The 9,352-nt window shown below is 59.4% G+C and carries 12 protein-coding genes; 5 read left to right on the top strand and 7 right to left on the bottom strand.

Annotation, left to right across the window (positions count from 1 at the left end; genetic code table 11):
• Window positions 1-7: 7 nt before the first annotated feature.
• Window positions 8-475, top strand: coding sequence for a recombination regulator RecX (gene recX, locus ACUN0G_RS19555; RefSeq protein WP_063027502.1), 468 nt, complete (start codon window positions 8-10; stop codon window positions 473-475).
• A 168-nt stretch (window positions 476-643) separates the two neighbouring features.
• Here the strand turns inward: recX and ACUN0G_RS19560 are convergent, their stop codons facing one another.
• Together ACUN0G_RS19560 and ACUN0G_RS19565 are read right to left on the bottom strand one after the other, a co-directional pair.
• Window positions 644-1,753, bottom strand: a complete 1,110-nt coding sequence (locus tag ACUN0G_RS19560) for an LOG family protein (protein WP_258347579.1) — start codon at window positions 1,751-1,753, stop codon at window positions 644-646.
• 374 nt (window positions 1,754-2,127) lie between these two features.
• On the bottom strand, window positions 2,128-2,568 hold the full coding sequence (locus tag ACUN0G_RS19565; protein WP_445574075.1) for a PA3611 family quorum-sensing-regulated virulence factor: 441 nt from the start codon (window positions 2,566-2,568) through the stop codon (window positions 2,128-2,130).
• A gap of 207 nt (window positions 2,569-2,775) precedes the next feature.
• On the opposite strand from ACUN0G_RS19565, the gene ACUN0G_RS19570 reads away from it, so the two are divergent.
• The 3 genes from ACUN0G_RS19570 (at window position 2,776) to ACUN0G_RS19580 (ending at window position 4,830) form a co-directional block, all read left to right on the top strand.
• Complete coding sequence (locus ACUN0G_RS19570) at window positions 2,776-3,486, top strand: tRNA-uridine aminocarboxypropyltransferase (RefSeq protein WP_445574076.1); 711 nt, start codon at window positions 2,776-2,778, stop codon at window positions 3,484-3,486.
• Window positions 3,487-3,740: 254 nt separating this feature from the next.
• A complete protein-coding gene (gene erdR / locus ACUN0G_RS19575) occupies window positions 3,741-4,391 on the top strand; it encodes a response regulator transcription factor ErdR (RefSeq protein ID WP_003208636.1) in 651 nt (216 codons plus the stop codon).
• 76 nt (window positions 4,392-4,467) lie between these two features.
• Entirely contained in the window at window positions 4,468-4,830 is a 363-nt protein-coding gene (locus ACUN0G_RS19580) for a diacylglycerol kinase (protein WP_003208635.1), read from the top strand.
• On the opposite strand, the gene ACUN0G_RS19585 is transcribed toward ACUN0G_RS19580, so the two are convergent.
• On the bottom strand, window positions 4,827-5,753 hold the full coding sequence (locus tag ACUN0G_RS19585) for a LysR family transcriptional regulator (protein WP_003208633.1): 927 nt from the start codon (window positions 5,751-5,753) through the stop codon (window positions 4,827-4,829). The two genes, ACUN0G_RS19580 and ACUN0G_RS19585, sit on opposite strands and share 4 nt — an antisense overlap.
• A 124-nt stretch (window positions 5,754-5,877) precedes the next feature.
• Between ACUN0G_RS19585 and fpr the strand changes: the two genes are divergently transcribed.
• Window positions 5,878-6,657: a ferredoxin-NADP reductase gene (gene fpr, locus ACUN0G_RS19590; RefSeq protein ID WP_003189055.1), complete on the top strand. Its 780-nt coding sequence runs from the start codon at window positions 5,878-5,880 to the stop codon at window positions 6,655-6,657.
• Window positions 6,658-6,839: 182 nt separating this feature from the next.
• Here fpr and tsaA read toward each other — a convergent pair whose 3' ends face one another.
• The 4 genes from tsaA to ACUN0G_RS19610 all read right to left on the bottom strand — a co-directional run bounded on the left by tsaA (window position 6,840) and on the right by ACUN0G_RS19610 (window position 9,334).
• Window positions 6,840-7,535 (bottom strand): tRNA (N6-threonylcarbamoyladenosine(37)-N6)-methyltransferase TrmO, encoded by a 696-nt coding sequence (tsaA, locus tag ACUN0G_RS19595; protein WP_421524956.1) that lies wholly within the window; start codon window positions 7,533-7,535, stop codon window positions 6,840-6,842.
• 4 nt (window positions 7,536-7,539) lie between these two features.
• Window positions 7,540-8,001, bottom strand: a complete 462-nt coding sequence (locus ACUN0G_RS19600) for a YehS family protein (RefSeq protein WP_258347572.1) — start codon at window positions 7,999-8,001, stop codon at window positions 7,540-7,542.
• 77 nt (window positions 8,002-8,078) lie between these two features.
• Window positions 8,079-8,789: an rRNA pseudouridine synthase gene (locus ACUN0G_RS19605; RefSeq protein ID WP_003208627.1), complete on the bottom strand. Its 711-nt coding sequence runs from the start codon at window positions 8,787-8,789 to the stop codon at window positions 8,079-8,081.
• A gap of 71 nt (window positions 8,790-8,860) precedes the next feature.
• Complete coding sequence (locus ACUN0G_RS19610; protein WP_258347570.1) at window positions 8,861-9,334, bottom strand: GNAT family N-acetyltransferase; 474 nt, start codon at window positions 9,332-9,334, stop codon at window positions 8,861-8,863.
• Window positions 9,335-9,352: the final 18 nt, after the last annotated feature.

Below are 9,352 nucleotides of genomic sequence, written 5' to 3' on the forward strand. Positions count from 1 at the left end.
GCAAACGATGAGCGTTGTCCTCGATACACCCGTCGCCGTAAGGCGCACTGCAATGGACCTGCTCGCACGACGCGAGCATGGTCGAGTCGAGCTGACGCGTAAACTGCGTCAGCGCGGCGCAGATCCTGAGATGATCGACGCAGCCCTTGACCGTTTGACGGAAGAAGGGCTGCTGTCGGAATCCCGTTACCTCGAAAGTTTTGTGTCCTACCGAGCTCGATCCGGCTATGGCCCTGCGCGAATTCGTGAAGAGCTAAGTCAGCGTGGCCTGCAACGTGCTGATATCGAGCTCGCCTTGCGTGAGTGCGGTATCAACTGGCAGGCACAATTGGAAGATACCTGGCGTCGCAAGTTTGCCGGTCATCTGCCCATTGATGCGCGGGAGCGGGCGAAGCAAGGTCGCTTCCTGAGTTATCGGGGGTTTTCGATGGAGATGATCAGCCGCCTGTTGAGCGGTCGGGATATGGATGACTGAAGGCTGCGCCTGGTAAATGGTTGCTCTGATTATCGTGGGGCTTGGTGTGGCGAGGGAGCTTGCTCCCGCTGGGCTGCGCAGCGGCCCCAACCTGCGCATCGTTCTACCTGACACAACCCAAAAGGCCCGCTATGAAAATAGCGGGCCTTTTTTCGTTTCACTGTCAGGTCACGCCGTCTCCGTCACCCGCTGCTGCGTTTTTCCCTGAGCCTCGGCCCAGTTTTCCGGCAAGTTGATGTAATCCACCAATTCCCGCAAGCGGCCCTGATCGCGCCCGTTGAAGTTGAATACCAGCCGCGTCAGATGGCTGAAGCTTGGCTCGTCATGCTCCTCGCCGGTGTACGGAATTTGTTGGAAGTCGCCACTGAGGCGAAGACTGGCAAATGCCTCCTGCAGATGGGCCAGTGCGGGGTCACTCAACGGATGATGCATGCGAATCACAAATTGGCGCTTCAACCAACGAGTGGAGTGGAAGTTCGCATAGAACTGATTGATCTCTTCCACCGCCTCTTCAGCGTTGTACACCAGGCGGACCAGCTTGAGGTCGGTGGGCAGGATGTAGCGATTGGCTTCAAGCTGGCTGCGGATAAAGTCCAGTGCGCCTTGCCAGAAGCTGCCACCCGGTGCATCCAGCAGTACCACTGGAACCAGCGGGCTTTTGCCGGTCTGGATCAGGGTCAGCACTTCGAGCGCTTCATCCAGGGTGCCGAAACCGCCGGGGCACAGGATCAAGGCGTCGGCTTCCTTGACGAAGAACAGCTTGCGGGTAAAGAAGAAGTGGAAAGACAGCAGGTTCTCGGTGCCATCGATGGTCGGGTTGGCGTGCTGTTCAAAGGGCAGGGTGATGTTGAATCCCAGGCTGTGTTGCAGGCCAGCCCCTTCATGGGCCGCCGCCATGATGCCGCCGCCACCGCCGGTAATCACCATCAGGTCCGAGCGGGCGAGGACCGCGCCCACTTCCCGGGCCAAGGCATACAGCGGGCTTTCCACCGGCGTGCGCGCCGAACCGAACACCGTGACTTTGCGTCGGCCTTTGAACTGTTCAAGCACCCGGAAAGCGTGGTCCAGTTCGTGGATGGCCTGCAAGGTGATCTTGGCATTCCAGCGACTGCGGTCGTCCTGGGCCATGCGCAACACGGTGAAGATCATGTCGCGATAAAGGGGGATATTCGGGCTGTTGGGCGCAATCAGGTGGAGTTGCGCGTCGACCTGCTGCGTGAGGTCGGTGCCGTTTTCTTCAAATTGACGGATCAGGAGTTCATTCGGTTCGTAAGGCATTCAACTTCTCCTTCTTCACAGAACCCTGGGTGCCGGCGAGAAATTCGTCGGGACCACGACACTGCATGTGTCGCTGCCTCTGATTAACGAGGTGGGCGAAACCGGTTCTGTATGTTCCTTATGTTTAAAAACCTTTGCACTGCACGCACAGGAGGGCAACCCTCTTTTGCCCTGAAAATGTTACAGAACGGTGTGAAAACCCGATGCTCCAAGCTTTCAGCATGAATTGATCATGAGCCTATAAAGTCTTGGCTGGCAACCGCTTATTGATCACTTCTGAGGGAGTTTAGACGTTGCCGTGAACAGGCACTTGCGGATGGTTCGGTGGGCATATTGCGCGCCGCTGATCAGCGGCGCGCGACAGGGAGCATCGCTTACTTTCTCTTCTTCGCCGCAGCCGGCGCCGGGCAATCTGCTTCCTGGAACTTCACCGAAGCCACCGGGCGGTTGGTTTTGTTCTCGGTGATTTCATAGCGCATGATCGCGCCCTTGGCCATCAGCTCGCGATAACCCGCGTTCAGGCACACGCTTTGACCCAGCTGGAAGTACACAGCCTTGGGGTTGGCGCGCATTTGCTCGGCGCGGTCTGGCAGTACGCTGAGATGATCAATCAGCTGCAGGCCTTCAACGGTGTAGGCGACTTCCAGGGTTTTATCGTCAATTTCCCGAGGCAGGTTCTTGTTGGTTTCCTCTGCGACGCTTTGCAGCTTCCTGTTCAGTTGAGCCTCCAGCAACGAGGCTGCTTGGGCGCCCAGAGGCAATACCAACGCAAGGGCGACGGACGGAACTACAAGGCGTGGCATAAGACGCAGCATGAAACTCTCCTGATTCGGTTACTGGTGCATAGACCAGCCACTGCGCTGTGCGTTCAGTGGCGCGGGATTATAGGTGACCGCCTGCCACTACGGCCAGCCTATTGCGGGGAAGTGCAGGTAGGCGAGGGCGCCTCTGGTAAACTGCGGTAACTTTCCTTCCCGAGTTCTATCCGTGTCGATTTCCACATTCATGCAGCGGCGCACCCGATGAGCCATGCCGTCTCCCGTTTGCGCACTCAGCGCCTGGCCCGCGCCGTCAAGCCGTTTGTTGCTCGAGGCTCCCGTGCTGAGCGCTGTCCCGGCTGCCGGGTGATTCCCGAATATTGCCTGTGCGCCTGGCGGCCCAAGGTCCAGGCCAAATCCGGCATGTGCCTGCTGATGCATGACGTAGAGCCGATGAAGCCCAGTAACACCGGCTGGCTGATTGCCGATGTGATCAACGACACTAGCGCATTCCCCTGGTCGCGGACTGAAGTCGAGCCTGAGTTGCTCGCCTTGCTGGCCGATCCGCAATGGCAGCCCTACATCGTCTTTCCTGGCGAATTCGTGGCGCCGGAGCGGGTGGTCAACCAGGTCAGCCTGGAAGAGGGCAAGCGCCCGCTGTTCATTCTGCTGGACGGTACCTGGAGTGAGGCGCGCAAGATGTTCCGCAAGAGCCCATACCTGGAGCACTTGCCGGTGCTGAGCCTGGCTCCCGAGCAACTCTCGCGCTACAAACTGCGCCGCTCCAAGCGTGATGATCATTTCTGTACCGCCGAAGTGGCGGCCCTGTGTCTGGAGCTCGCTGAGGATCACGCGGCCAGCGAAGTACTCGACGCCTATCTGGACGTGTTCAGCACCCACTACCTGGCCGCCAAGTTTCAATTGGCGTTGGACCCGGCCGATGTCGTCCATACTCGTCTTGCACCTTATCTATAGGCGTCATGGCCAGCCGACCTTTGCATGATGGCCGCGCAAACGCGCAGCCCGCTAGAATGGCCACGGGCGTAGCGCTTGACCACCCAGGCTACGCTGGGCATGCTTGGCGCCGATTGGGGCGTTGTCACAGATTGGATACGTCGTCTTTTGACGTTGAGCGCGCCCTTTGGTGACTGCTGGCCTGGCAGCCACCTTGCGTGTTGGCGAGCACTGAACCCATCAGTGCCCCCATAAAAAACAGGATCATTTAATCAATGGCCACATACGAAATCCTGATTGCCGATGATCACCCGCTGTTTCGCAGCGCGCTGCATCAGGCGGTCACGCTGGGCTTGGGGCCGGATGTACGCCTCGTCGAAGTCGCCAGCATTGCCGAGCTGGAAACCCGCCTTACCGAAAAATCCGACTGGGACCTGGTCCTGCTGGACCTGAATATGCCGGGTGCCTACGGTTTTTCCGGGCTGGTGCTGTTGCGCGGGCAATACCCGCAAATTCCGGTGGTGATGGTGTCGGCGCAGGAAGAGGCTTCGGTAGTGGTGCGCTCCAAGGAGTTCGGTGCCAGCGGTTTCATTCCCAAGTCCAGCTCCATGGAAGATATCCAGAAAGCCGTGCGCACGGTGTTGGATGGCGATGTCTCCTGGCCGCCGCAAGCCTTTGAAGAGATCAATGTTTCCGACGAAGCCAAGGCCGCCCGTGATGGCCTGGCCAGCCTGACGCCCCAGCAGTTCCGCGTATTGACCATGGTCTGCGAAGGTCTGTTGAACAAACAGATTGCCTACGAGTTGAGTGTGTCGGAAGCGACCATCAAGGCCCACGTCACGGCGATTTTCCGCAAGCTGGGCGTGCGTACGCGGACCCAGGCGGCGCTGCTCTTGCAACAACTTGAGTCAATTTCGCAGCATTAAGACACTGTTCATTCACGTTTTTTTGACTTTGCGTGCTCTAGTTTCCCCACACCTTTTTGCTCAGTTGCCTAACTCTATGTCGCCTTTCAAAGGTCAAACCGGTATCAAACGTATCTTTAACGCAGGGGGATATTCCCTGGATGGCCTGCGTGCGGCATTCACCGGCGAGGCGGCTTTTCGTCAGTTGGTGTTGCTCAATGTCATCCTGATCCCGCTGAGTTTCTTCCTGAATGTAAGCCGAGTAGAGCGGGCGCTGCTGATTGCCGTGTGCCTGCTGGCGTTGATCGTCGAGTTGCTCAATTCCGCCGTCGAAGCGGCGATCGACCGGATTTCCCTGGACCTGCACCCCTTGTCGAAAAACGCCAAGGACATGGGCAGCGCCGCGCAGTTCGTCGCGCTGACCATGATTACCCTGGTGTGGGCTGTGATCCTGATCTAGGCAATGGTCGGCAGTACAATCTCGTCGCTGCGCTGCACCCCGGCGGTAAAGGAACGGCACAGCTCGAGGAATTCGCGCATGGCCGAGGTCTGGTACTTCTGCTTGTGCCAGATGAAGTAGAACTGCCGGGCCAGATCCAGGTCCGGGGTTTCCACCGGTACCAGGCTGCCGCGCCGGAAGGCGTCGCGCAGCGCCAGCCGGGAAATGCAGCCAATCCCCAATCCTGATTCCACTGCCCGCTTGATCGCCTCGGTGTGTTCCAGCTCCAGGCGGATATTCAGCGCGCTGCGGTGATGCCGCATGGCCTGGTCAAAGGTCAGGCGCGTACCGGAGCCTTGTTCCCGCAGGATCCACGCTTCATGGGTCAACTCTTCCATGGTGGCCTGGCCGCGCTTGGCCAGATGATGCTGGGGCGCACAGAACACCACCAACTCGTCTTCCACCCAGGTTTGCACCTCGATGTCCGGGTGGCTGCAGTCGCCCTCGATTAGACCCAGATCAATTTCGTAGTGCGCCACCTGATGCACGATATGCGCAGTGTTCTGCACATGCAGCTTCACCTGGCTCTCGGGATGCTGCTGCATGAAGCTGCCGATCAGCAGCGTGGCCAGGTAATTGCCGATGGTCAGGGTCGCGCCGACGGCCAGGGAGCCGAAGCCCGACTTGCCGTTGAGCAGGTCCTCGATCTCCTTGGCCTGGTCCAGCAGCGCCACGGCCTGGGGCAATAGCTGATGCCCGAGGGCGTTGAGGCTCAGGCGTTTACCGGCGCGGTCGAATAATTGGCAGCTGGATTGGCGCTCCAGCTCGGTAATCGAGGTGCTGGCGGCGGATTGAGATAAGGCCAGAAGGCCAGCAGCGCGCGAGACGCTTTCCTGCTGGGCGACGGCGACGAAGACTTGCAGTTGACGTAGAGTAAATCGCATATCGATATAACCGATAACCCTTATCTTAATAATCCAGTTAACAGATATTGTCGCCGCCATTAGAATGCTGTGCAATTGCGCATCCATCATTTGGCGCAGACCCATTTCCAGGAGTCCCCCGTACATGAGCAACATGAACCACGAGCGTGTCCTCAGTGTTCATCACTGGAACGACACTCTGTTCAGCTTCAAGTGCACCCGCGATCCGGGCCTGCGCTTCGAGAACGGTCAGTTCGTGATGATCGGCCTGCAACAGCCTAATGGCCGCCCGCTCATGCGCGCTTACTCCATTGCCAGCCCGAACTGGGAAGAGCATCTGGAGTTCTTCAGCATCAAGGTGCCCGATGGCCCGCTGACTTCCCAGTTGCAGCACTTGAAGGAAGGCGACGAGATCATCATCAGCAAAAAACCGACGGGCACTCTGGTGCTTGACGATTTGAAGCCGGGCAAACACCTGTACCTGCTCAGCACGGGTACTGGCCTGGCGCCGTTCATGAGCGTGATCCAGGACCCGGAAACCTACGAGCGTTTCGAAAAAGTGATCCTGTGCCACGGCGTGCGTTACGTCAACGAAGTCGCCTACCGCGAGTTCATCACCGAGCACCTGCCGCAGAACGAGTTCTTCGGCGAGGCCCTGCGTGACAAGTTGATCTACTACCCGACCGTGACCCGCGAGCCGTTCGAAAACGAAGGCCGCCTGACCGACCTGATGCGCAGCGGCAAGCTGTTCAGTGACATCGGCCTGCCGCCGATCAATCCTGAAGACGACCGCGCCATGCTGTGCGGCAGCCCGAGCATGCTGGATGAAACCAGCGAAGTGCTGAACAGCTTTGGTTTGAAGGTCTCCCCGCGTATGCGTGAGCCGGGCGACTATCTGATCGAGCGTGCGTTCGTCGAGAAGTGACCGTGGGTCACTTGTAGGAGCGAGCTTGCTCGCGAAAAACGTTAACGATAACGCGGGTATCCTGGATTAGCGCGGTGTACTTGCGTTCTTCGCGAGCAAGCTCGCTCCTACAGGTGACTGAGTCACCAAAGAAAAGCCCGCGCTGCCTGTAGAGGCAGCGCGGGCTTTTTCGTTTTCGGGATTTACTTGGCGGCAATCACTTCCAGCACACAAATCATCCCGGCTTCGGGATAGTGCCAGCGCACATCCACATCCCAGAACTGCGCCCCGTATTCCCGCTCCGGCCCCGGCGTCTGGTACGCCGGCCTTGGATCCTGCGCCAGGCACTGCTCGATCAACGCCACCAATGGCTCGCCAAGGCGCTGAGCGTGGCCTTCAGCCTGTTGCAGCGCAGTCTTCAGCCACTGCACGGGAATCAGCGGTGGCGCAGCGCTGGCGATGCTGTTGGTCGCGGTGTCAACGATGTCCGCGTACGGCACGTACGGCTTGATGTCGAGAATCGGTGTGCCATCCAGCAGGTCGATGCCGGATATCCACAGACGGCCGGCCTCCACCTTGTCCAGCTTGACCACCGATTGGCCAATGCCATTCGGTCGGTGAGTCGCGCGGGTGGCGAATACGCCCATGGACGTGTTGCCGCCCAGGCGCGGCGGGCGCACTTTCAGGCGGGGCTTGTCTTCCAGTGCCTGGTGGAACAGGAACAGCAGCCAAACATGGCTGACCTGCTCCAAACCCTGCACCGCCTCGCCCTGGTCGAACGGCGCCACCAGTTCGAGCACGCCCCGGGCGGCAGGCGCCAGTTGTGGCTGGCGCGGGATGGCGAACTTCTCCTTGAAGCAGGAGCGGACAAAGCCGATGGGCGAGACGCTGTAGCTCACGGGCTTAGGCGCGAACGCGCAGGGTCAGGCCCTTGAGGAAGTTGCGCAACAGCTGGTCACCACAGGTGCGGTAGTTGGTGTGGCCGAACTTGCGGAACAGCGCGCTCAGCTCAGGCTTGGACACCGGAAACTCCGAAGCCTTGAGGATCGCGTGCATGTCGTCTTCTTTCAGTTCGAAGGCCACGCGCAGTTTCTTCAGGACGATGTTGTTGGTCACCGGCAGTTCGATTGGCTGCGGTGGACGGGTTTCGTCCTTGCCGCGCTTGAAGATCACCAAACCATCGAGGAAATGCGCCATGACTTCATCAGGGCAGAACACGAAGCCTTCTTCCTCGTCTTTCTTGAGGTAGGTCAGCAGGTCGTCCTTGGTGACTTCCATGCCGCCGAGCTTGATGATCTCGACCATCTTGTTATCGCTGATGTCGAGCATGTAGCGCACGCTGCGCAGTACGTCGTTGTGAATCATGGTGGGCAATCCTGGTCATTCAACTGTGGACACCGCCCAGGCAGGCGGTGTCGAGAGATTCGGCGGCGAAAAAAGTCTTAGAACTTTTCTTTGCCGGACAGATAGCGCCATTGGCCTACCGGCACTTTGCCGATGGAGACTCCGCCAATGCGGATGCGTCGAATGGCGACGACTTTCAGGCCAACGGCTTCGCAGAACAAGGCAATCACACCCGGTTGCGGGTTTTTCAACGCAAAGCGCAGGCGGTTCTCGTTCTGCCAGCTGGCTTTCACCGCCGGCAATTCCTTGCCTTTGTAGGTCAGGCCGTGGTTGAGGCGGTTCAGGCCGTGGGCGACCATGTCGCCGGACACTTCCACCACGTATTCCTGTTCGATCTTGTTCGCGTCAGCCGTCAGCTTGCGCAGGATCTTCCAGTCCTGGGTGAACACCAACAGGCCGCTGGCCTTGGCTTGCAGGTCGCTGCTGGCGGTCAGGCGCAGGAAGTGGCCTTTGAGCGGGCGTTTGCTGAAGCGGTGTTCTTCCGACAGGGTCTCGGCGTTGATCGACGCCATGGCCGTCTCGGCATCCACACCGGCAGGCGCGTGGAACAGGATGGTCACCGGCTCCGGCGCAGTGGCCTTGGCCTCAGGGTCAAGCTCGACCTTCTGGGTGGTGACCTTGAACTGCGGTTCGTCGATCACTTCGCCGTCCACCGTGACCCAGCCGCCTTCGATGAACAGCTCAGCCTCCCGACGGGAGCAACCGACCAGTTCGATGAGGCGTTTGGAGAGGCGTAGGGGTTCAGTCATGACAAGGGCCGAAACAAAAGGGGGCGGCTATTGTACCTGTGTGGCGCCGGTTAATCCCGGCTCCATTTCATTTAGCCGCGACGTGCCTGTTGCTGGGCCTGGCGCAAACGCATGTGCAGCAACGGATAAGGCTGGCCCATGCCGTCGTGGTCCGTGCGTCCGATCACCTCGAAGCCTTGCTTGAAGTAAAAGCCCAGGGCCTGTGGGTTCTGTTCGTTGACGTCGAGTTGGTCGGCGTTCATGGACTCGATGGCATAGCGCAGCAATTGCCGGCCCAGGCCCTGGCCACGGTGCTCGGGGTCGATAAACAGCATCTCGACCTTGCCCGCCGCCACGCCGGCAAACCCGGTGATGCGTTGGCGCGCGTCCTTGGTGCAGATCAGCATCACCGCGTCGAGGTAGCGGGTCAGCACCAGGTTTTTCAGCAACTCGATGTAACTGTCCGGCAGGAAGTCATGGGTGGCCCGCACCGACGCCTCCCAGATGCGGGTCAGTTCCTGATAGTCGCTGGATTTGGGTGTATGGATAACCGAATGCTGGCGCATGCCCGCTGCCCCTTGCTG

The sequence above is a fragment of the Pseudomonas sp. 32A genome (assembly GCF_052682255.1).

Excerpts from the sequence above, each read along its gene's own strand:
- recX (WP_063027502.1), top strand. The coding sequence starts at position 8 with ATGAGCGTTGTCCTCGATACACCCGTCGCCGTAAGGCGCACTGCAATG.
- ACUN0G_RS19560 (WP_258347579.1), bottom strand. The coding sequence starts at position 1,753 with ATGCCTTACGAACCGAATGAACTCCTGATCCGTCAATTTGAAGAAAAC.
- ACUN0G_RS19565 (WP_445574075.1), bottom strand. The coding sequence starts at position 2,568 with ATGCTGCGTCTTATGCCACGCCTTGTAGTTCCGTCCGTCGCCCTTGCG.
- ACUN0G_RS19570 (WP_445574076.1), top strand. The coding sequence starts at position 2,776 with ATGAGCCATGCCGTCTCCCGTTTGCGCACTCAGCGCCTGGCCCGCGCC.
- erdR (WP_003208636.1), top strand. The coding sequence starts at position 3,741 with ATGGCCACATACGAAATCCTGATTGCCGATGATCACCCGCTGTTTCGC.
- ACUN0G_RS19580 (WP_003208635.1), top strand. The coding sequence starts at position 4,468 with ATGTCGCCTTTCAAAGGTCAAACCGGTATCAAACGTATCTTTAACGCA.
- ACUN0G_RS19585 (WP_003208633.1), bottom strand. The coding sequence starts at position 5,753 with ATGCGATTTACTCTACGTCAACTGCAAGTCTTCGTCGCCGTCGCCCAG.
- fpr (WP_003189055.1), top strand. The coding sequence starts at position 5,878 with ATGAGCAACATGAACCACGAGCGTGTCCTCAGTGTTCATCACTGGAAC.
- ACUN0G_RS19600 (WP_258347572.1), bottom strand. The coding sequence starts at position 8,001 with ATGATTCACAACGACGTACTGCGCAGCGTGCGCTACATGCTCGACATC.
- ACUN0G_RS19605 (WP_003208627.1), bottom strand. The coding sequence starts at position 8,789 with ATGACTGAACCCCTACGCCTCTCCAAACGCCTCATCGAACTGGTCGGT.
- ACUN0G_RS19610 (WP_258347570.1), bottom strand. The coding sequence starts at position 9,334 with ATGCGCCAGCATTCGGTTATCCATACACCCAAATCCAGCGACTATCAG.